This window comes from Bradyrhizobium sp. sBnM-33 (genome assembly GCF_032917945.1).
In the GTDB taxonomy this organism is placed as follows: Bacteria; Pseudomonadota; Alphaproteobacteria; order Rhizobiales; family Xanthobacteraceae; genus Bradyrhizobium.
Map to the genome: position 1 here is coordinate 204,589 of NZ_CP136624.1, position 21,803 is coordinate 226,391.

The following is a 21,803-nucleotide window of genomic DNA, read 5'->3' on the forward strand; positions in this document are numbered from 1 at the left end:
GAAACATCGCACCCTAGTCGATCGAGCAATTCTTTCTTCCGAGTTTTCCAACTCCGCGATAGAAGTCGCGGCATGATTTTCCAAGCAGAGTCCTTCGACGTCATTGTTATTGGCGGCGGCCATGCCGGCTGCGAGGCCGCGAGCGCGGCCGCGCGGATGGGTGCGAAGACTGCTTTGGTGACCCATCGTTTTGCGACCATCGGGGCGATGTCCTGCAACCCCGCGATCGGCGGCCTCGGCAAGGGCCATCTGGTGCGCGAAGTCGATGCTCTCGACGGCCTGATGGGCCGGGTGGCCGACGCTGGCGGGATCCAGTTTCGGATGCTGAATCGCCGCAAGGGTCCGGCCGTCCGCGGACCCCGCGCCCAAGCAGATCGCAAGCTTTATGCTGCGGCCATGCAGTTCGCGATCCGTGAGACCGCCAATCTCAGCGTGATCGAGGGCGAGGCGGACGAGTTGATCGTCTCGAGCGGCCGGGTCACCGGAATTCGCTTGGTCGAAGGAAGGCAGCTTTCGGCAGGCGCTGTGGTTATCACGACCGGGACCTTTTTGCGCGGGCTCATCCATCTCGGCGAAAAGAATTGGCCGGCGGGTAGGGTCGGGGAGGCGCCTGCGATGGGGCTGTCGGCCTCGTTCGAGCGCGCTGGCTTTACACTTGGGCGGTTGAAGACCGGCACGCCGCCGCGGCTCGATGGCACGACGATCGACTGGTCAGCGGTTGAAATGCAGCCCGGCGACGATCCGCCGGAGCCATTCTCCGTCATGACCGATCGGATCACGACGCCGCAGATCCAGTGCGGGATCACCCGGACGACCCAGGCCACCCATGAGGTGATCCGGGCCAATGTGCATCGCTCGCCGATGTATTCCGGGCAGATCAAGAGCAGCGGCCCGCGCTATTGTCCCTCGATCGAGGACAAGATCGTCCGGTTCGGCGACCGCGACGGGCACCAGATCTTCCTGGAGCCGGAGGGGCTCGACGACTCCACGGTCTACCCCAACGGCATCTCGACCTCGCTGCCGGAAGAAGTCCAGCTCGCGATCCTCGCGACCATTCCCGGGCTTGAACGGGTGAAGATGGTCCGGCCGGGTTACGCCATCGAGTACGACCACGTCGATCCGCGCGAGCTGGAGCCGACGCTGCAGACCAAGCGCCTGCCGGGTCTTTTCCTGGCCGGGCAGATCAACGGGACGACCGGTTACGAAGAGGCTGCGGCCCAGGGAATCGTTGCCGGTCTGAACGCTGCGCTGATGGCGGGCGGCGCCGGTCCGATCGTGTTCGATCGCGCTGACGGTTATCTCGGGGTGATGATTGATGACCTCGTGACCCGCGGCATCACCGAGCCATATCGGATGTTTACCTCGCGCGCCGAATACCGCCTGACGCTCCGAGCCGACAATGCGGACCAGCGTCTGACGGACAAGGGTATTGCCTTGGGCTGCGTAGGGCAGGCGCGTTCGGAGCACCATCGCGACAAGATGGCAGCGCTGGATGCCGCCAAGGCTTTGGCCAAGTCACTGACGATCACTCCGAACGAAGCGGCTAGGCATGGCCTTGCGCTCAACCGGGATGGCCATCGCCGCTCGGCTTTCGAGTTGCTGGCCTACCCTGAGATCGAATGGACGACCGTGCGCGCTATCTGGCCGGAGCTCTCGGGTATTGATCCTTCTATCGCCGGGCACCTTGAGATCGACGCCAAATACGATGTCTATCTCAAGCGCCAGACCGCCGACGTCGATGCCTTCCGGAGAGACGAGGGGTTGGTCTTGACCGGCATCGATTATGCGAACGTGCCCGGGCTTTCCAATGAAGCGCGCTCCAAGCTCAAGGCGGCGCGGCCGCGGACGGTGGGGCAGGCGGGTCGGCTGGATGGTCTGACGCCGGCGGCCCTGGGTATCTTGGCGGCCTATCTGCGTCGCGAGGCGCGGCGGAAGAGTGCGAAGGCGATAGCGTAAAGAATCTGTTTCACGTGAAACGTCGATGTAGGATGGGTGGAGCGGAGCGATACCCATCGCCGGATGCTCCGGCAATTGATGAGTATCACTACGCTCTATCCACCCCGCGATTGCCGCGCTCAGCGAGACCATGATGGCGAAGGCCGCCGCTCCCAGCTTCTCTCAAGCCCTGCCCTCCGATAAGGCCGCAGCCCTGGCCCTCACCCCCGTTTCACGTGAAACAGAGGTACGGCTGAATCACTACGTCGAGCTTCTCATCGAATGGCAGACCAAAACAAATCTCGTGGCGCCGTCGACGCTTCCGAATCTCTGGACGCGGCACATCTCCGATTCGCTGCAACTCCTCGATCTGGCGCCGTCTGCAAAAATCTGGGTCGATCTCGGCAGCGGTGGAGGCTTTCCCGGCGTGGTGCTTGCTTGCGCATTGGCCGAGACTCCGAGCGCTAATGTCCATTTGGTAGAGCGCAACGCCAAAAAGGCGGCCTTCCTGCGCGAGGCAGTCCGCGTGACATCCGCTGCTGCGACCGTGCATTTGGCGGGAATCGGGGATATTGTGGATAGAATCGGTGGCCGCGTCGATTGCGTCACCGCGCGGGCGCTGGCTCCATTACATCAGCTTGTCGGTTTCGCGGAGCCGTTTGTGACAGAAGGCGCAAAAGCTTTGTTTCTCAAGGGTCAAGATGTAGAGGCCGAATTGACCGAGACCACCAAATATTGGAATATTGAACCGCGATTCCATTCCAGCCGAACGGGCGGGCACGGCTGGATCGTCGAACTCGATCGCATCGAGCGGCGCAACCCCTCCGCGATCACACATGGCGATCGGGCATGACCGAATTAGATGAATTATATCAAGAGGATAGGGAACCAACTCCGCCGCCTCATCCACGCATCCTGTCGCTCGCCAACCAGAAGGGCGGCGTCGGGAAGACTACCACAGCGATCAACCTAGGCACTGCACTCGCCGCGATTGGCGAGCGTGTGCTGATCGTCGATCTCGATCCGCAGGGCAACGCCTCGACGGGCCTCGGCATCGATCGCCGCAACCGCAACTGCTCGACCTACGACGTGCTGATCGGTGAAGCGCCGTTGCGCGATGCCGTGGTTGCCACCGCGGTGCCGCGACTGCACATCGCCTCCTCGACCATGGATCTGTCGGGCCTCGAGCTCGAACTCGGCGCCACGCCGGGCCGCGCGTTCCGCCTGCGCGACGCGATCGCGGCGCTGAACAAGAACGCGGCGCCGGACACCGACTACACCTATGTGCTGATCGATTGCCCGCCGTCGCTCAATCTTCTCACCGTCAACGCGATGGCGGCGTCGGACGCGATCCTGGTGCCGCTGCAGTGTGAGTTCTTCGCGCTGGAAGGTCTGTCGCAATTGCTGCAGACGGTGGAGCAGGTGCGCTCGACGCTCAATCCAAACCTGTCAATCCACGGCATTGTGCTGACAATGTTCGACTCGCGCAACAACCTGTCGAACCAGGTGGTCGCCGACGTCAGGCAGTTCATGGGCTCCAAGGTCTACGACACCATGATCCCGCGCAACGTCCGCATCTCCGAGGCGCCGTCCTACGGCAAGCCGGTCCTGGTCTACGACCTTAAATGCGTCGGCAGCGAAGCGTATCTCAAGCTTGCAACGGAAGTGATCCAGCGCGAGCGCGAGCTGAGGACGCATTAGTGTGAACGACGTCATTCCGGACAATTCGCGCGAGCGGATTGATCCGGAATTTCGAAGTGACAAAGCAACGTCGAGATTCCGGGTTCGCGTCTGACGACGCGCCCGGAATGACAGCAAGATCAACCAACTTTGTTCCGGAGTACTGAAGTGAATCCTAGGGAGTTGGCGGCGATGGCCGACGAAACGCGTTCGCGACTGGGTCGTGGTCTCGCAAGTCTGATCGGGGATGTCGGCGGCGAGGCCGCGCATGTCGAACGGCCGCGCAATCAGCGCAAGGTCCCGATCGAATTCTTGAAACCAAATCCGCGCAACCCGCGCCGGACGTTTTCCGATGCCGAACTCGGCGAGCTCGCTTCCTCCGTCAAGCAGCACGGCGTAATCCAGCCGATCGTGGTGCGGCCGGTGAAGGGGGCGCAGGACCGCTACGAGATCATCGCCGGCGAACGCCGCTGGCGCGCCGCGCAACTCGCCAGCCTGCATGAGGTGCCGATCGTCCCCATCGACGTCAGCGACAGCGACGCGCTCGAGATCATGATCATCGAGAACGTGCAGCGCGAAGACCTCAATGCGATGGAAGAGGCGCAAGGCTATCACGCGCTGGCCGACGAATTCAAACGCAGCCAGGAAGACATCGCCAAGGAAGTCGGCAAGAGCCGCAGCCACGTCGCCAACATGATGCGGCTGACGAAACTGCCGACGGAAGTGCAGGTCCTTATCGCGAGCGGCGAATTGTCGGCCGGTCACGCCCGCGCGCTGATCAGCGTGCCCGATCCGCTGACGGCCGCCAAGCGCATCGTCGCCGAAGGCCTCAACGTGCGTCAGACCGAGGCGCTCGCCCATGAAGAGGGCGTGCCGGAGCGCAAGCCGCAGAAGGCGAGGGGCGGCGGCAAGACCAAGGATCCCGACACCATCGCATTGGAGAAGCGCGTCAGCGACGCGCTCGGGCTCACCGTGACCGTCAACCACCGCGACCCCGGCGGCTCCGTCCAGATCAGCTACCGCAACCTCGAGCAACTCGACGAGGTGATGCGAAGACTGGAGAGGGGCGGCTGATAGGGTCCCTCTACGTCATGTATGGACGGCCCCCTCTCGGCAAGGGCTTTTTGGTGCTTCGGCAATGGATCGGGGAGCGGTCATGTATACGGCCTCGAGAAGCGGCCATTGACCGCGGGCCCTGATGGAGATCGCGGATCGAATTCCAATCATTGCGGCGCGCTGTGACGCGCGATGACGTGTCGGAGTGTTTCGATCCTGGTTTCCTGACCATTTGCCATCACACCTTAATTGCCCTTCCGATAGGGATGAGCGCGAGCGCGGCGGCTGTCGCCCTTCAACTAGGCAGCAGCCGGCGCGCTCGCGCGGTCTCGGTAAACTTCTCCTTTGCTCAGCATGGCCCAGAGGATGCGCGCGGCTTTAGCGGCGAACGCCACCATGGCGACCTTGTAAGGCCGCCGCGCCAAAAGATCGCGCAGCCACGGGTCGCTGACGCCGCGCCTCTTTTGCTGCCGCAGATGGGCGCTGGCTCCGCTGATCAGCAGCGCGCGCAACATACGATCTCCCTGTTTGGAGATACGCCCTGGGCGATGCTTGCCGCCAGTACCGTGGTCCTTGCCGGTGAGCCCGATCCAGGCGGCGAAGTCCCGACCGGAGCGAAACACCTTCGCATCGGGCACTTTGGCCAACACCGTACTGGCGATGATCGGGCCGACGCCTGGGACTTCCATCAGCCGGCGCGCGTCCCGATCGCATCTGGCAGCCTTCGCGATCTGCCGTTCAAGCACGCGTTCATCGGCATTGAGCGCCTGCCAGTGCTGCGCCAGCATCAACAGAGCACATCGCATCATCTCCGGAATCTCTTCGCTCGGCTCCTCAAGCTTGGCCATCAGCTCACACAGCCCCTGATGTCCTTGCGCGGCCACGATCCCGAGCTCGCTCAGCGCTGCCCGCAAGGCGTTTGCCACCATCGTCCGCTGGCGAACCAGCAAGGCACGTGTGCCATGAACCGCCAGCGTGGCCTGTTGCTCGACGCTCTTCACCGGAACAAAGCGCATCGTCGGCCGGCCCACTGCCTCGCAGACACCTTCCGCATCCCGGCCGTCGTTCTTGTTGCGCTTGACGTAGGGCTTCACATAGGCCGGCGGCATCAGTCGCACCTCATGGCCATAGCGCCTGATCACCCGGGCCCAATGATGTGCGCTCCCGCAAGCCTCCATGCCAACCAGGCACGGTGGCAACCCCGCAAAGAACTTCTCTACGGCAGCCCGCCTGAGCTGCCGCCTCAGCACAACCCTTCCCGATGCATCAATCCCGTGAACCTGAAACACGTTCTTAGCCAGATCCAACCCAATCGTGCTAATCTTCGTCATGGACGGTCCCCTTGTCTGGTTCGACTCAGCATCGCCAGTCTGGCACATCGATGCCGTTCGGGGGCCGTCCACCCCATCATTGCGAGGAGCGACAGCGACGAAGCAATCCATTCCTCCACTTGCAGCGCTATGGATTGCTTCGCTTCGCTCGCAATGACGATCTGAGACACCTTCCTCACCCCCTTCGCTTGGCATTCGCCGCGATCGAGAGCAGCGTGCGCAGCGCGATCGCTGACGCGAGTGAGGCCTGCTTGCGCATGTCGAGCGCGGCGGTTCCGAGCTGATCGATAATGGGGGCCAGCCGCGCCGCGCTGAAATTGCGCAGTGCGATTTCGACGGCGCCCTTCCGGGAAAAGTGCAGGCGCGGATAGCCGCTTTCGAGCAAGGTCGACACGGGCGTTCCCTCAGCAACCGCGAGCGCCGATTTGTGCAGCCATGCTGCCTGGCGCTGCGCGGCCGAGATGATCACGCCGGGATAGGTGCCGGCGACCATCGCCTTGGCGAATTCGCTTTCGACCAAATCCGGCTTGCCGGCAAAGGCGCCATCCACGATCGGGTCGAGTTTTAGCTCGGACGCATCGGACACCACGGTCATGACGTCGTCGAGCGCAATCTCGCCTTTGCCGTGGGAATAGAGCGCGAGCTTGCGGAGCTCGTTGCGCGAGGCCTGGCGGTCGCCGCCGAGCAATGACATCAGCACCGCGCGAGCATCCGCAGCGATGCGCAAATTCGAAGTCCGCAATTCCTCTTCGATCAGCCTGGCAAGGTCGCGCTCGGTGTCGGGATAGCAGGCGATGGCGACTGCGGTCTTGGCGCGCTCGCAGGCTTTGCGCAGCGGCGATTCGGGGCGCAGCTCGCCGGCCTCGATGACAATGCGGCAATCCTTAATCGGCGAATCGGCCAGCGTATCGACGCCACTGGCGAAACTGCGGGATCCGGCACGCACGCGAATCGCGCGCCGGCCGCCGAACATCGGGATCGTCATGGCCTCGTCGACCAGCCGCGACGGCTCGGCGGCCAGCTCATCGCCGTCCAGCCGCACCAGCGAAAACGGGTCGTTGGGGTCGTCGACCGCCGACGCGATCAGCGCATCGGCGCGCTCGCGCACGAGGCCGGCATCGGGGCCGTACAGCAGGATGATGGGGCGGCCGGCATCAGGCCGGGCGAGAAAAGCGTCGATGTCTTTTCCGCGGAGCGCGACCACGACGGACCTTTCTTGGCGTCATTCCCGGGCATGCGTCTTCGCCTGGGCCCGGAATCCAGAGATTGCTGTGCGAGATTCCAGGTTCGTGCTTCGCACGGCCCCGGAATGACGGAACATCAGGTGCCGGCGTAGAAATAGGACGCGAGCCGGGTCTGGATGTTTTCCGCGATCTCGTTGGCGGCGCGGTCCTCGGCGTCGCGGAAGGCGCGGGCGCGGGCGAAGCGCTGCAACTGGCCGGGGACGTCATAGGACACGCGGGAGAAAGTCGTGCCCGTCATGACCGACTTGTTGGTGGCGAGGTCGATCAGATTGTACTGTGCGTCGATGCCGACATTTTCGCTCGATGGCAGCGCGGTGGCTGGATCGAGCATCAGCGAGGACCGCGAGGTGTTAAAGCGCAGTACCAGCCGGTGCGTCGGCGGCATGCCGGTGGCGTTGCCGTAGAGCTTGAACGCCAGGGCATTGCGGATCTCAACCTGAATTCGGGCTTCCCGCGAGGCGTTATTCTTCTCGACCGGTGGGATTTCCACGCCCATCAGCTTTTCGCGCAAGCCGGGCTTGCCGTCGGTACGTTCGGCATACATCGGCTGGAAACAGCCGGCCGTAACCGCCGCCAGAGCGGCGACGGCGATGAGCCGAACGGCGATCCGGGTCCTAGCCAACGACATTCACGATCCTCATGGGAACTACGATTACCTTGCGGACGGTCTTGCCGCCGAGGGCGAGTTTTACCGCATCGAGCGCCAAAACGGCAGCCTCAATTTCCGGATTTTGGGCGACCCGTGGCACGGTAACATCACCCCGCTTCTTACCGTTGACCTGGACCACCAGCGTCACGGTGTCTTCAACCAGCAAATCGCGTTCGATTTGGGGCCAGTTGGCCTCCGAAATCAGCCCGGACTGCCCCAGCACCTGCCAGCACTCCTCGGCCAGATGCGGCATCATCGGCGCGAACAATTGAACCAGGATGATTGCGGCCTCGCGGACGGACCAGGCCAGGTCCGGCGCCGGCTTACCCTCACGGCCCAGCACCTCGGCCAGCGCATTGGTGAATTCCCGGATATGGGCGAGGCAGACATTGAAATGCAGCCGCTCGATCCCGGCTGACACCTTGTCGAGCGCGCCATGGGCCGCCTTGCGCAAGCCAAGCGCATCCGCCCCGAACGAGGCCGGCCGCGCGGCCGGGGCTATCTTGGCGATTTCGGCCGATTCATTCACCAGCCGCCACAGCCGCTGCACGAAGCGTGAGGCACCCTGCACGCGTTCGTCGCTCCAGATCACGTCCCGATCCGGCGGCGAGTCCGACAGCATGAACCAGCGCGCCACGTCGGCGCCATAGGTCGCGATGATGTCGTCGGGATCGACCGTGTTCTTTTTCGATTTCGACATCTTTTCGATCGCGCCGATAGTGACCTGCTCGCCGCTGTCGAGCAGCGTGGCACGGCGGCCATTACCGCCGGTCTCGACCTTCACCTCGGCCGGCGTAACATAGGTACCATCGGCCTTCTGGTAGGTCTCGTGCACCACCATGCCTTGCGTGAACATGCCGGCGAACGGCTCGTCCATGCTGATGTGGCCGGTCGCCTTCATCGCGCGGGTGAAGAAGCGGCTGTACAAGAGATGCAGGATCGCGTGCTCGACCCCGCCGATATACTGGTCGACCGGCATCATCCGGTTGGCGACATCAGGTGTGGTCGGCGCCTTCTCATTCCAGGGATCGGTGAACCGCGCAAAATACCAGGACGAATCCACGAAGGTGTCCATGGTGTCGGTCTCACGCTGCGCCTTGCCGCCGCATTTGGGGCAGGTGACGTGCTTCCAGGTCGGATGATGGTCGAGCGCATTGCCCGGCTTGTCGAAGGTCGCGTCCTCCGGCAGCGTCACCGGCAACTGGTCGTCGGGGACCGGCACCACGTCGCATCTCGGGCAATGGATCACCGGGATCGGACAGCCCCAATAGCGCTGGCGCGAAATGCCCCAGTCGCGCAGGCGGAAATTCACCTGCCGCTCGCCGACGGCCTCCATCCTTCCCTCCCCCGCTTGCGGGGGAGGGTTAGGGAGGGGGCGCATTTCCTTTTCCAGCCGCTTGGCAACCTCTTCCTTGGCCTCGTCGGTAGTCATCCCATCGAGGAAGCGGGAATTGATCATGCGGCCGTCGCCGTCATAGGCGGTGTCGGTGATCACGAAACTTTTCGGGTCCTGGCCTTCCGGGCAGACGACCGGCGTATTGCCGAGATTGTACTTGTTGACGAAATCGAGGTCGCGCTGGTCGTGCGCGGGGCAGCCGAAGATGGCGCCGGTGCCATATTCCATCAGCACGAAGTTCGCGACATAGATCGGCAGTTTCCAGTTCGGGTCGAACGGGTGCACGGCCTTGATGCCGGTGTCAAAGCCCTGCTTCTCCGCGGTGTCGATGATCTCCTGCGCGGTACCGATTCGCTTCACCTCGGCGATGAACTCGGCGAGCTTTGGGTTCTTCGTGGCCGCCGCCTGCGCCAGCGGATGATCGGCCGAGATCGCCATGAACTTTGCGCCGAACAGCGTGTCGGGGCGCGTGGTGAAGATCTTCAGCTCCGTCTCGCCGGCCGGCGTCGTGGCGGGGTCCAGCGCGAAGCGGATCAGCAGGCCTTCGGAGCGGCCGATCCAGTTGCGCTGCATCAGGCGTACCTTGTCGGGCCAGCGGTCCAGGCTATCAAGCGCGTCCAGCAGTTCCTGCGAGTATTTCGTGATCTTGAAGACCCACTGATTCATCTCGCGCTGCTCGACGACAGCGCCCGAGCGCCAGCCGCGGCCGTCGATCACCTGCTCGTTGGCGAGCACGGTCATGTCGACCGGGTCCCAGTTGATCTTGCGCTTCTCGCGTTCGGCCAGCCCCGCGCGCAAAAAGTCCAGGAACATCTTCTGCTGATGCTTGTAATAGGCGGGATCGCAGGTCGCGAACTCGCGTGACCAGTCGAGCGACAGCCCGATCGACCGCAACTGCTTCTTCATCGCGGCGATGTTGTCGTAGGTCCACGCCTTTGGCGCGACCTTGCGCTCGATCGCGGCGTTCTCGGCCGGCAGCCCGAACGCGTCCCAGCCCATCGGGTGCAGCACGTTGAAACCCTTGGCGCGCATGAAGCGGGCCAGCACGTCGCCCAGCGTGTAGTTCCGGACATGCCCGATATGGATGCGCCCGGACGGGTAGGGGAACATCTCGAGCACGTAGTATTTCGGCCGCGGATCGTCGTTTTTCGAGGCGAAAATCGCCTTTTCGTCCCACTGGCGTTGCCAGCGCGGCTCGGAATCACGGGCGTTGTAACGTTCGGAAGTCATGGAATCGCAGGGCTTTTTGTGGATTCGGGTCCCGTCCAGAGGACGGCGGACTAGGCCACAAAAGCGGCTGCGGGGTCAACGGGTTGGGACAGTGGGATGGGGCGTTTTGGCCGACGGCATGGAGCGTCCGCTCACCCGGCCATCGCGATCCCCGCCTCGTCCACCAGCTTGGCAAATCCGTGCTCGACCACGGTGTTGCGGCCGCGGTGCTTGGCGGCATAGAGGGCGGCGTCCGCCGCCTCGATCAGGTCGCCGGGGGTTTGAGCCTCATTCGGAAGCGTCGCGGCCACGCCGACGCTGACGGTGACGGTGCGGTGGCTGGAGGTGATATGCGGCAGGCCGAGGCCTTGAACGGTGGCACGCACGGTTTCGCCGACCTCCAACGCTTTTTGCGGGCTGGTGTTCGGCAGCAGCAAGCAGAACTCTTCGCCGCCATAGCGGCCGGCAAAGCCCAGATTGTCGGCGGCGATGCCGGCCAGCGCTTCGCCGATCCGGGTGAGGCAGGCGTCGCCTTCCGGGTGCCCATAGGTGTCGTTGTAGAGCTTGAAGTGATCGACATCGATCATCAGCAGCGACAGCTCGCTATGATACTGCTGCGCCTTCATCCATTCGAAATCGAGCCGGCTCTGGAAGCCGCGACGGTTGGCGAGGCCGGAGAGCATGTCGATCGACGCCATCACGGTGAGCCGGTCGTTGGTGGCAACGAGCTCGCGCTCGCGCTGGCTGAGTTGCGTCGCCATGGCGTTGAAGGCGCGGGCCAGCGGCATGAACTCCGACGGCAGGCGGCTGCGCGAGACGCGGGCCGACCAGTCGCCTTCGCCGAACCGCCTGGCCATGCCGGTCATGACTTCGATCGGGTTGATGATGAGCTTTTCCGCGCCGATCAGCGCGCCGAGCAGCACGAACAGGCAGACCAGTCCGAGCTGCAGATAGGCGGTGCGGATATCGCGGTTGATCGCCGCCGTGATTTTGGCCTCGTCGATGCTGACGATCAGGCGTGATTGCGTTCCGGGTATGCGCGCGAAACTGATCGCGCGTTGCGAGCCGTCGGCTGCGGTAAAGGATAGCGAACCCGTCGGGGTGTCGGAAACGAGCGCCTTGTGCGCGATAGCCGTCAGCAGTGGCACGTTGTTGAGCGGCTTGCCGATCATACTGGCCCCGTCAGCCGGCGCGGCCAGCACGACACCGGCGCCATCGACCAGCAGCGCCGAAATACCCGGCCGTCCGCCGAGCTTGGCCATGATCTTCGACATCCAGTCGAGATTGATGCCGGCGACTACCACCGCGTCTTCTTCCGGATTGATCGCGGCCACCGGATAGGCTGCCATCAGGATCGGTTTGTTCGTCATTCTGGCGAACAGATAGTCGCTGAAAACGAAGCCGCGGGTTTGCTGCGCCTTCCTGAAATATTCGCGATCGCCGATGTCGAGCCCGACCAGCATGTTCAGTGTCGAACACTGCACCACGCCTTCCCTGCTGACGATCATGATGCTGCGAATCCAGGGCAGGTTGGTCGGCAGGCTGGCGCGCAGGATTTCGCAACTGCGTCCGATGCCGCTGGAGGCGCGGATATAGGCGGCCGATTTCAGCATCGTTTCAACCGACGAGACGATCTGGCGCTGGGTCTCCGCAGTGTGCAGCGTGATGTTGGCGTATTCCTCCGAAGCCATCGCGATCTGCTTGGCGCGCGCGTCTTCGAGCGAACGGACCCGTTCCAGCATCAAGGGCGCCACCAGCATCAAGGCGAGCAGCGCAAGTCGCGCCCGGATTCCGAGAAGCTTCTTGAGTTTGACGCGATTGCGGTTGAAACTGACGCCAGACATCATGCCCCCGACACGGCATGGTAGTGCGAAGGGTTCAAAAAGCCTTTCTCGAACTTGGTAAAATTCGAGGAAATGCCGTAAAATTTCCGATCGAAATCAGGACATGACGCGAGAGAGATGGCGACACCGCTAACCAAGTCTTTACCAAATGGCCTGACTCAGGTGGAGCAAGACATCGCGCGGGCGTGCAAGGAAGCGCGCCGCGAGCGCACATCGGTGACGCTGATCGCGGTATCGAAGACGTTTGATGCAACGGCGATTGCGCCGGTTATCGATGCCGGACAGCGCGTGTTCGGCGAAAACCGCGTACAGGAAGCCAAAGCGAAATGGCCGCCGCTGGTATCTGCCCACCCCGGGATTGCGCTGCATCTGATCGGGCCGCTGCAATCCAACAAGGTGCGGGAAGCCGTGGCGCTATTCGACGCCATCCATTCGGTCGACCGTCCCAGCATCTGCGAAGCGCTCGCCAAGGAAATCAACTCGCAGAACAAGCGTCCGGAATTGTTCGTTCAGATCAACACCGGCGAGGAACCGCAGAAGGCCGGCATCGCGCCCGGCGAGGCAGATGCCTTCATCGCGAGCTGCCGCGACAAATACGGTCTGGTCATTTCCGGCTTGATGTGCATTCCGCCGGTCAACGAGGCGCCGGCACCGCATTTCGCGTTGACCGCCAAGATCGCTGCGCGCAACGGGCTGAAAAATCTGTCGATGGGCATGAGCGCCGATTTTGCAGTCGCGATCCAGATGGGCGCGACGCATGTGCGTGTCGGCTCCGCGATTTTTGGCGCGCGGTAATTTCGTCATTGCGAGCCAACGAGTCGCGCGAATGCGCGCCCGATGACAGGCTCCGCGAAGCAATCCATTCTTTCAATCTGCGGACGGATGGATTGCTTCGTCGCTGTCGCTCCTCGCAATGACGTCGAGAAAGCTACTTGAATCCCACCGACACTTTTCCGAGCGATCCGAAATCGACCGCGCAGAAATCTCCTGATTGAATCGGCAGCGGTGCATGACAGGTCCCGGTGGTGACTATCCGGCCTGCCTTCAGCGTCACGCCAAGCTGGCGCAGTTCGTTGGCGAGCCAGGTCAGCGCAATGCGCGGATCGCCCAACACGTTCTTGCCGTGGCCAACGAATTGCTGGCCGCGCATCGTGATGACCGGCCGTTCCTCGACGAGGTCCCTTGAACGCCAATCGGCTGTTGCGGCAGGCCCGAGCACGAACAGATGTGCGCAGGCATTGTCGGCGATGATCTGTTCGGCACCGGCGCTGACGAAATCCTGAAACCGCGAATCCGGAATTTCGATGGCCGGATGCAGAGTGTCGATCGCATCGAGCACCTGCTGCGTCGTATAGGGCGTGGAGCGCGCCGGCAGATCCACGCGCATGCGAAAGGCGAATTCGGGTTCGGCGACGCGCATTTCGTTGCCTGCGATCGAAGCCATTCCGCCGTCGGGGACGACGGTCTCGGCCAGAATGCGCCCGGCCATCGGGCCGTCGACGTTGATGTGCTTTTGTCCGGCCTCGCTGGTCGCCGCGATCTTCGAGCCGAACAAAATATCGGACGAGTATTTTTCGATTCCCGCCTGGATCGCGTAGGCCTCAATGCGGTCGCGCGGTCGCAGCGATTCGTCGAGGCCGGATAATTTGGTGCCGGCGCGCCAGTGGTCGTGCAGGGTCTTTGATGCGGCCGTTATTGCGTGCCTGTCGAGCATTGTTTGATTCCCCATCAGCCGATCATGATTTTCGTCTGCGGTCCCATCCGCCGCAACAGCCGCAGCATGGCGGATTTCGTCATCGAGATGCATCCCGCCGTCGGCGAGAAATTGGTCCGCGCCAGATGCAGGAACACGGCGCTGCCACGGCCGGCAATTCGCGGCGCGCTGTTGTGATCGATTTCGACGATGAAGTCGTAGAGGTGATCCTCGCGCGTCAGCCGGTCACCAGCCTGGTCCCGGACCAGACGGATTGGCTGGTTATAACGGCGGTCCTGCGGGTCCTCGCACCAGGCGTCTTCGGGCCGGATCGGCCGGACCGGCAGATAGGTCCGCGGCCGGGGATGGCGGTCGACACGCCACCACAATTGCAGCGGATGATAGATGCCTCGGGGAGTGCCGCCGTCGCCCTCCCGTTTGTTGGCGAGGATGCCGCCGCGGCCAAGTGCCACCGGTACGGTCCAGCCGTCCGCCGTTAGCCAGCCCCGGCAGGGGTCGCCGGCAGCCCTGCGGACCCGGGCTGCCGCCAGCGGCCGATCACGCGCATCTGTCTCATAAGTGCTTGAAATAGCGTTACTTTTCATGCCAATGCCCGAATCTTGGGGTTGCTTGCCCCCTCAGCTGCTCTAATTGGCGGCATTACAGGACATTCATCCAAACGCGGCTCAAATCTGGGATAGACTGCGGTTCGGCTTGTGAAACTGTAACAATCTCCTACCTCAATGCGAATCAGTGCCTGATGACCCGACTTGCTTGTGAAGTCTGCCCGCGAATCAGGTTGTTATCGACCAAGACCCGGCTTGAGACACTCTCGCTTGTGTCCCGCCGCCTGCCTCAAGAGGATCGTATCCTATGCCCAATGCCCGCAAGATCCTGATCGTGGATGACGACACCGATCTGCGCGATACGTTGGTGGAGCAATTGTCGCTGCATGAGGAATTCGAAGCCTCCGCAGTCGATACCGGCGCCAAGGGCGCCAGCGCCGCCAAAGCCAATTCCCCCGACCTGGTGCTGATGGATGTCGGCTTGCCCGATACTGACGGACGTGAAGTCGTACGCAGCCTGCGCAAAGGCGGCTTCAAGGCGCCGATCATCATGCTGACCGGCCACGATACCGATTCGGACACTATTTTGGGGCTCGAATCAGGGGCCAATGATTACGTCGCAAAACCGTTCCGGTTCGCCGTGCTGCTCGCCCGAATCAGGGCGCAGCTCCGCCAGCACGAGGCCAGCGAGGACGCGGTATTCTCCGTCGGCCCCTACAGTTTCCGGCCCGGCTCCAAGATGCTGACTGCCGCCAATGCCAGAAAGGTGCGGCTTACCGAGAAGGAAACCGCGATCCTGCGCTTCCTGTATCGCGCCGGCCAGTTGCCGGTGTCGCGCGAGACGCTGCTGCAGGAAGTCTGGGGCTACAATTCGGGCGTTACCACGCACACGCTGGAAACGCATATCTACCGTCTCAGGCAGAAGATCGAGAAAGATGCGGCCAATCCGGAAATCCTGGTGACGGAAGCCGGTGGCTACAAACTGGTGCCGTGATACGATTCGCAGCCACGATTCGTAATTCTCGCGCATCCCGGTCAACGGTCCATGTCGATCGACGATGATGTAGCCCTGCTTGAGCGGGTCCCGACACTGCGCCTGTTGGGGACGGCGGCGCTACGCATGCTGGCGATCGGCTCGGAGCAGCGCGATTTCTCACCCGGCGATTATCTGTTCAATGCCGGCGACGACGCGGATGCAGGCTATATCGTGCAGCGCGGATCGTTCCGTGTCGAAGACGGCGGCGCTGAAGTCGTTGCGGGACCCGGGGCCCTGATCGGCGAATTGGCGCTGATCGTGGCCATGAAACGGCCGTCCAGCGCGGTCGCGCTTGATCATTCCTCGGTCATCCGGGTATCACGCAGCCTGTTTCAGCGCGTGCTCGAAAGCGACCCTGCCGCGGCGCGCCGCCTGCGCGACGAACTCGCCACCCGGACCAGCCAGCTCGCCAGCGATATTCTGATGGCAGGCGCCAAGCTGAGTATTTGATCGCTACACCTCCAGCGTCACCGTGACCGGCACGTGGTCCGATGGACGCTCCCAGCCGCGCGCATCGCGGGTAATCTTGAAATCGCTGACAGCGTCCTTCAGTGCGCGCGAGACCCAGATGTGGTCCAGCCGACGGCCACGATCGCCGACGGTCCAATCGGCAGCGCGGTAGCTCCACCACGTATAGACTTTTTCGGAAAGCGGGATCCGCTCGCGAGCGACGTCGAACCATTCGCCATGGGCCTGCGCGGCCAGGAGCTTTTCGCATTCGATCGGCGTGTGCGAGACGACCTTTAGAAGCTGCTTGTGCGACCACACGTCGTTTTCATGTGGTGCAACGTTGAGATCGCCGACCAGGATATGCCGGTCGTCACCGCGCGGATGCAGCGGTTCGCAGGCCTTCATCTCGTCGAGAAATTTCAGCTTGTGATCGAATTTCGGATTGAGAACGGGATCGGGAATGTCGCCGCCGGCTGGAACGTAGAAATTGTGCAGCACCAGCGGCTTTGTAAGCTGGGCCTTCTCGCCGAACGCCACCGAGATGTGACGCGAATCGATCTTTTCGCAGAAGGTTCTGATGTCGGTGGTGTCGAAGGGCAGTTTCGAGACGATGGCGACGCCGTGATAGCCCTTCTGCCCGTTCAGCGCGACATGCTCGTAGCCAAGACGCTTGAACCGCTTCAGCGGAAAAGCATCGTCGATACATTTGGTTTCCTGCAGGCACAGCACATCCGGTCGCGCCGATTTGAGGAATTTGGCGACGATATCGATGCGCAGGCGCACCGAATTGATATTCCACGTCGTCAGGGAAAAACGCATGAGAGCCGTGTCTTACCACGGTTCATGACGACGTCGCGCGCTTTGTCCACAGGTGGAATTTCGTAGGATGGACAAAGGCGCATTTGCGCCGTGCCCACCCATGCATCCTAATGAAAGAATGAGAGCGCGCCGCTCAGTTCGCCGGAGTGGTGTAGTTGGTGAAGTCGATTTTGAACAGGCCGGGATCGACCTTCTTGGACGAGTCCAGATTATAGACCGCAACCGTGGTGTCGTAGCCCTGCGGATCGGTTACCGTCCATTGCTTGAGCTGGCCGTCCTTGACCCCAACCATCAGCATCAGCCGGCTGGTGCCGATCAGGGCCTGCTTCTCCTCGATGGTGACGCTGATGTAAACGTCATCCGCCGTGACGTTGACGACATTGGTGTCCTTCAACAGATCGATCCGGTCCGACAGCAGGAAACGCAGCGGCGTTTGCGACAGCGGGTAGATGTCCTGGGTCGCGAGCCTGCGATCGCGCACGGCCAGCGACGAGCCATCGGCGATAATCGCGATGGGACTCGGGTCGTCATATTCGAAACGTACCTTGCCCGGCTTCTGGATGTAGAAATCGCCCTTGGTCCTGCTGCCGTCAGGACCGACTTGGACGAAATTTCCGACCAGCGTCTGCAGCGACGATAGATATGAACTCACCCGCGCAGCCTGCGCCTTCTGGTTGGCATCGAAGGTTGCAAAAACATTGGCCGGGACATTGCGGCGCGGGTCCGGAAGCACCGGATTCGGCGGCGCCTGGGTCGCGCCGGTGGTCATCGGCGCTTTTTCCTGTGCGCTCATCTGCACATTGCCGTCGCGGGCCTTGGGCGCGGGCTTTGGAACCGGCACAGTCTGCGAGAGAGCCGATGTCGCGAAGCCGGCGATGGATGTGGCGATCAAAAGGGCCAGTCCGGAGCGCAGCCCGCGATGGGTGGGTTGTTGTGTCATCAGATATTTCGGATCTCTATTCGACGAGGCATCCCGCTGCCGGCCAGTTTATCGCGCTTTCGACCAAAGGAGATATCGTTTTTCCGTGAAATCGTTGCGCCGAATCCATCTTCATCGCTTTAGAATCCGCCCTCTTCCTCCTCGACCAGAATTTCGCGTTTGCCGGCGTGATTCGCTTGGCCAACGATGCCTTCCTGTTCCATTCGTTCCATCAGCGAGGCGGCGCGGTTGTAGCCGATTTGCAGCCGGCGCTGAATATAGGACGTGGAGGCCTTGCGGTCGCGCTTGACGATCGCTACCGCCTGCGCGAACAGGTCGCCGCCACCATCGCCGCCCATACCGGTGGAATCGAATACCGCGCCGTCTTCCTCGCTCGGCTCCTCCGCAGTCACCGCTTCCAGATACTCGGGCGCGCCTTGCGTCTTGAGGTGACGCACGACCTTCTCGACTTCTTCGTCTGAAGCGAATGGTCCATGCACGCGGCTGATGCGACCGCCGCCGGCCATATAGAGCATGTCGCCCTGACCGAGCAGTTGCTCGGCGCCCATCTCGCCGAGAATAGTGCGGCTGTCGATCTTCGACGTGACCTGGAATGCGATGCGGGTCGGGAAGTTAGCCTTGATGGTGCCGGTAATGACGTCGACCGATGGACGCTGCGTCGCGAGAATGACGTGCAGGCCGGCGGCGCGCGCCATCTGCGCCAGGCGCTGCACCGCGCCTTCGATGTCCTTGCCGGCCACCATCATCAGGTCGGCCATTTCGTCGACGATGATGACGATATAGGGCAGCGGCTCAAGTTCGAGCTTTTCTTCCTCGTAGATTGCCTTGCCGGTTTCCTTGTCGAAGCCGGTATGCACCGTGCGCGTCAGCTCCTCGCCCTTGGCCTTGGCTTCCACAAGGCGCTGGTTATAGCCGTCAATGTTACGCACACCGAGTTTGGCCATTTTCTTGTAGCGCTCCTCCATCTCGCGCACCGCCCATTTTAGCGCCACCACCGCCTTCTTCGGATCGGTCACGACCGGCGTCAGCAAATGCGGGATGCCGTCATAGACGGAGAGCTCGAGCATCTTGGGATCGACCATGATCAGGCGGCACTGATCCGGCCTCAGGCGATAGACCAGGCTCAGAATCATGGTGTTGATGGCGACTGATTTGCCGGAGCCGGTGGTGCCCGCGATCAGCATATGCGGCGTACGCGCCAGATCGATGATGATGGATTCGCCGCCGATGTTTTTTCCGAGACAGAGCGGCAACTTCACCGTCGACTCGTTGCTGTCCTTTGTGGTCAGCAATTCGCGCAGATAAACTTTTTCACGATGCGCATTCGGCAGCTCGATGCCGATGGCATTGCGGCCGGCAACCACGGCGACGCGCGCCGAGAGCGCACTCATCGAGCGGGCGATGTCGTCGGCAAGACCGATGACGCGCGAGGATTTGATGCCGGGCGCCGGTTCGAGTTCGTACAGCGTCACGACCGGGCCGGGATTGGCCTTCACGATCTCGCCGCGGACGCCGAAATCGCCGAGCACGCCTTCCAGCGCGCGCGAATTGGCCTCCAGTTCGGCCTTGCTGAGCGGCTGCCGGTCCGACGCCTTCGGCGCCGTCAGCATCGAGACTGAAGGGAGTTCGAACTTGTCGGATTTCTTCGCCGCTGCGCGCGGTGCCGGCTTCTTGCGCGGAGCGCGCGCGGCCGGCACTTCCTCGTCCTCCTCTTCCTCTTCTTCCTCGAATTCCTCTTGCTGCGGGGCCAATGCCGGTGCGGCACGGCCGCCGAGGCTCGGTTCCTGACGTTCGAAGGAGGACTTGCGAGGCGGCGGCGAACTCGACACCAGCGACCGGTAGGCCGTGCCCATCAGCCATACGAGCCGAGCCTTTGCGCTCATCAGGGCATGGTACACCCATCCGAGCGATACCGAACTGCGATCCTCTTCTTCAACAAAGGGCGCGTCGTCGTCCTCGATCGGCGTCAGCTCTTCCTCTTTCGGGCGCGAGCCCCAGCCGCTGGCAAACAGAAAGGCCGCAGCCATCGCCGCAAACAGGATGATGCCGAGCACAAGACGATAGGTGAAGCCGGCCGGGCCGAACACGACGGCGGGCGCACGCACCAGCGCGTCGCCGACGACGCCGCCAAGGCCGGTCGGCAGCGCCCACGCCCCGCCATGCGGCCAGCAACTTGCAAAGCCTGCCGCGATCACCGTGCAGAGAATCCAGCACCCAAGGCGCAACGCTTCGCGGTCGAAGGTGCGGTGCGTCAGCATGCGCCAGCCCCACACTGCGACGGGGAGGATCAGCATGATCGCGCCGAGCCCGAGAATCTGCATCAACAGATCGGCGCCGATCGCGCCGGGATAACCGAGAACATTGCGGATCGGACGCGACGTCGCGTGGCTCAGGCTCGGGTCCTGCACCGACCACGTCATCAGCGCGGCTGCCGCCACGCCGGACAGCGCGATCAGGCTGAGGCCGGCAAGCTCGCGCAGCCGCCGCGCCAAGGCCTCGCGGATCGAGACCGGCAGATGACCGACCAGGGGAATGACACGTTCGATCGCTGGCATGCTCATTAAGGCCCTGCGATTAATCCAGAGTTTCGACCAGCCGGTGCAATGCCTCGGCCGTTGATTCACTATCGGAGACCAGCGCCAGGCGGATGTAGCCCGCGCCGGGATTGAAGCCGTCATTCTGCAGACGCGACAAATAACTTCCGGGGATCACACGGACACCCGCATCCCGATAGAGTTTCACCGCCGCCGCCTCATCGCCACCGCGTTCGGATACATCGAGCCAGACGCAGAATCCGCCGGCCGGCCGGACATAGCCGTAGCGGCTGCCGAGAATCTGGTCGGCAAGATCGAATTTGATGCGATACAGGCGACGATTTTCTTCGACATGCGTCTCGTCGCTATAGGCGGCGACCGCGACGTGTTGCAGCGGCACCGGCACTTGCGGCGCCGCGACGTTGCGAAACTCATGGAAGGCGGCGAGGAACTTGTTATCCCCGGCGGCAAAGCCGACGCGCATGCCGGGAAGATTGGAGCGCTTCGACAGCGACTGGAACACAACGACATTGGCAAAGTCGGGCCCGGCGCATTCGAGTGCGCTGCCCGGCGCCTGCCTGGTGTAGATTTCCGAATAGCACTCGTCGCTCAGGATCATGAAGCCGTAGGCATCGGCAAGCTTCTTCAGCCGCGTGAAGTAGTCGCGCGAAGCGACCGCGCCTTGCGGGTTGGCGGGCGAGGCAATGAACATCGCAACGGTTCGGGCCAGTGTCGCCTCGTCGAGCGTGTCGAGATCCGGCAGGAATCCGTTGGCGAGCGTGGTCGGAAGGTAGACCAATTCGCAGCCTGCGGCGCGGGCGCCTGCGCCATAGGCCGGATAGAACGGGTTGGGCATCAGGATCGCGGGCCTGCCCTTGCGCGGGCCAACATAACGGGCGGCCGTGATCGCCGCGAAAAACAGCCCCTCCCGGCTGCCGTTCAGCACCAGGATTTCACTCTCGGGGTCGATCGGGCGAGGGAGTTGGAACCGGGTCGAAAGCCAGTTGGCGGCGGCGCGCCGGAACGGCTCGATGCCCTTAGCCAATGGATAGCGGCCGAACTCTGCAATGTGTTTCGCCAGCACCGGCCCGACGAAGTCCGGAACCGGGTGCTGCGGCTCGCCTAATGAGAGCGTGATCAATGGCTTGGCCGGCTGGTAAGGCGCCAGCAGCTCGGTTGTGCGCAAAAACGGCGAGCGTTCGGCCTGACCGGCAGGAGTTGCACTGCCGGCGCCTTGCGCCACGCCGGAAGAGGCGGTCATTGCCATGTCTGAAACGCCAGCACTTTCAAAACGGTCAAAGGGACTCAAGCGAGCCCCGGAAACCCATCAAACCACCATAGATACGGCGAGGTTAAGACGCGATTAACCATCGGCTGGTCTGGACAATTTGCGGAGTATTACCATATTTTCACTAGGTATT

At 62.6% G+C, this 21,803-nt stretch carries 18 protein-coding genes; 7 read left to right on the forward strand and 11 right to left on the reverse strand.

Annotation, left to right across the window (positions count from 1 at the left end; all coding sequences use genetic code 11):
- Nucleotides 1–72 precede the first annotated feature (72 nt).
- The 4 genes from mnmG (at nucleotide 73) to RX328_RS01000 (ending at nucleotide 4,689) form a co-directional block, all read left to right on the forward strand.
- Nucleotides 73–1,956 (forward strand): tRNA uridine-5-carboxymethylaminomethyl(34) synthesis enzyme MnmG, encoded by a 1,884-nt coding sequence (gene mnmG, locus RX328_RS00985; protein WP_213252600.1) that lies wholly within the window; start codon nucleotides 73–75, stop codon nucleotides 1,954–1,956.
- A gap of 133 nt (nucleotides 1,957–2,089) precedes the next feature.
- Nucleotides 2,090–2,788, forward strand: a complete 699-nt coding sequence (rsmG, locus tag RX328_RS00990; protein WP_213252602.1) for a 16S rRNA (guanine(527)-N(7))-methyltransferase RsmG — start codon at nucleotides 2,090–2,092, stop codon at nucleotides 2,786–2,788.
- A complete protein-coding gene (locus RX328_RS00995; RefSeq protein WP_213252604.1) occupies nucleotides 2,785–3,636 on the forward strand; it encodes a ParA family protein in 852 nt (283 codons plus the stop codon). Before rsmG ends, RX328_RS00995 begins: the two co-directional genes overlap by 4 nt.
- 171 nt (nucleotides 3,637–3,807) lie before the next feature.
- Complete coding sequence (locus RX328_RS01000; RefSeq protein WP_213252607.1) at nucleotides 3,808–4,689, forward strand: ParB/RepB/Spo0J family partition protein; 882 nt, start codon at nucleotides 3,808–3,810, stop codon at nucleotides 4,687–4,689.
- Nucleotides 4,690–4,970: 281 nt separating this feature from the next.
- Here the strand turns inward: RX328_RS01000 and RX328_RS01005 are convergent, their stop codons facing one another.
- From RX328_RS01005 to RX328_RS01025, 5 genes are all read right to left on the reverse strand, one after another.
- Nucleotides 4,971–6,002, reverse strand: coding sequence for an IS110 family transposase (locus tag RX328_RS01005; RefSeq protein WP_247510610.1), 1,032 nt, complete (start codon nucleotides 6,000–6,002; stop codon nucleotides 4,971–4,973).
- 175 nt (nucleotides 6,003–6,177) lie between these two features.
- On the reverse strand, nucleotides 6,178–7,206 hold the full coding sequence (holA, locus tag RX328_RS01010; RefSeq protein ID WP_213250570.1) for a DNA polymerase III subunit delta: 1,029 nt from the start codon (nucleotides 7,204–7,206) through the stop codon (nucleotides 6,178–6,180).
- A gap of 116 nt (nucleotides 7,207–7,322) precedes the next feature.
- Nucleotides 7,323–7,874, reverse strand: a complete 552-nt coding sequence (lptE, locus tag RX328_RS01015) for an LPS assembly lipoprotein LptE (protein ID WP_213250574.1) — start codon at nucleotides 7,872–7,874, stop codon at nucleotides 7,323–7,325.
- Nucleotides 7,861–10,521, reverse strand: coding sequence for a leucine--tRNA ligase (gene leuS / locus RX328_RS01020; protein ID WP_213250576.1), 2,661 nt, complete (start codon nucleotides 10,519–10,521; stop codon nucleotides 7,861–7,863). The genes lptE and leuS overlap by 14 nt, the downstream gene beginning before the upstream one ends.
- Nucleotides 10,522–10,652: 131 nt before the next feature.
- A complete protein-coding gene (locus RX328_RS01025) occupies nucleotides 10,653–12,344 on the reverse strand; it encodes a diguanylate cyclase (protein WP_213250579.1) in 1,692 nt (563 codons plus the stop codon).
- Between the two features lie 117 nt (nucleotides 12,345–12,461).
- Between RX328_RS01025 and RX328_RS01030 the strand changes: the two genes are divergently transcribed.
- Entirely contained in the window at nucleotides 12,462–13,139 is a 678-nt protein-coding gene (locus RX328_RS01030; RefSeq protein WP_213250582.1) for a YggS family pyridoxal phosphate-dependent enzyme, read from the forward strand.
- A 133-nt stretch (nucleotides 13,140–13,272) separates the two neighbouring features.
- On the opposite strand, the gene RX328_RS01035 is transcribed toward RX328_RS01030, so the two are convergent.
- Together RX328_RS01035 and RX328_RS01040 are read right to left on the reverse strand one after the other, a co-directional pair.
- Nucleotides 13,273–14,058: a 2-keto-4-pentenoate hydratase gene (locus tag RX328_RS01035; protein WP_213250585.1), complete on the reverse strand. Its 786-nt coding sequence runs from the start codon at nucleotides 14,056–14,058 to the stop codon at nucleotides 13,273–13,275.
- 14 nt (nucleotides 14,059–14,072) lie between these two features.
- Nucleotides 14,073–14,642 carry a L,D-transpeptidase gene (locus RX328_RS01040; RefSeq protein WP_213250587.1) on the reverse strand — a complete coding sequence of 190 codons (570 nt, stop codon included), beginning with the start codon at nucleotides 14,640–14,642 and terminating at the stop codon, nucleotides 14,073–14,075.
- A 268-nt stretch (nucleotides 14,643–14,910) separates the two neighbouring features.
- Here RX328_RS01040 and RX328_RS01045 point away from each other — a divergent pair, with 268 nt between their 5' ends.
- Both RX328_RS01045 and RX328_RS01050 read left to right on the forward strand, forming a co-directional pair.
- On the forward strand, nucleotides 14,911–15,597 hold the full coding sequence (locus tag RX328_RS01045; RefSeq protein WP_028348340.1) for a response regulator transcription factor: 687 nt from the start codon (nucleotides 14,911–14,913) through the stop codon (nucleotides 15,595–15,597).
- Nucleotides 15,598–15,648: 51 nt separating this feature from the next.
- Nucleotides 15,649–16,089, forward strand: a complete 441-nt coding sequence (locus tag RX328_RS01050; protein WP_028348341.1) for a cyclic nucleotide-binding domain-containing protein — start codon at nucleotides 15,649–15,651, stop codon at nucleotides 16,087–16,089.
- Nucleotides 16,090–16,092: 3 nt separating this feature from the next.
- Here RX328_RS01050 and RX328_RS01055 read toward each other — a convergent pair whose 3' ends face one another.
- The 4 genes from RX328_RS01055 to RX328_RS01070 form a co-directional block, all read right to left on the reverse strand.
- A complete protein-coding gene (locus RX328_RS01055) occupies nucleotides 16,093–16,908 on the reverse strand; it encodes an exodeoxyribonuclease III (protein WP_213250590.1) in 816 nt (271 codons plus the stop codon).
- Nucleotides 16,909–17,041: 133 nt separating this feature from the next.
- A complete protein-coding gene (locus RX328_RS01060; RefSeq protein ID WP_213250593.1) occupies nucleotides 17,042–17,848 on the reverse strand; it encodes an outer membrane lipoprotein carrier protein LolA in 807 nt (268 codons plus the stop codon).
- 119 nt (nucleotides 17,849–17,967) lie between these two features.
- Nucleotides 17,968–20,409, reverse strand: coding sequence for a DNA translocase FtsK (locus RX328_RS01065; RefSeq protein WP_213250596.1), 2,442 nt, complete (start codon nucleotides 20,407–20,409; stop codon nucleotides 17,968–17,970).
- Between the two features lie 13 nt (nucleotides 20,410–20,422).
- Nucleotides 20,423–21,649: an aminotransferase class I/II-fold pyridoxal phosphate-dependent enzyme gene (locus RX328_RS01070; protein ID WP_213250598.1), complete on the reverse strand. Its 1,227-nt coding sequence runs from the start codon at nucleotides 21,647–21,649 to the stop codon at nucleotides 20,423–20,425.
- Between the last annotated feature and the right edge of the window lie 154 nt (nucleotides 21,650–21,803).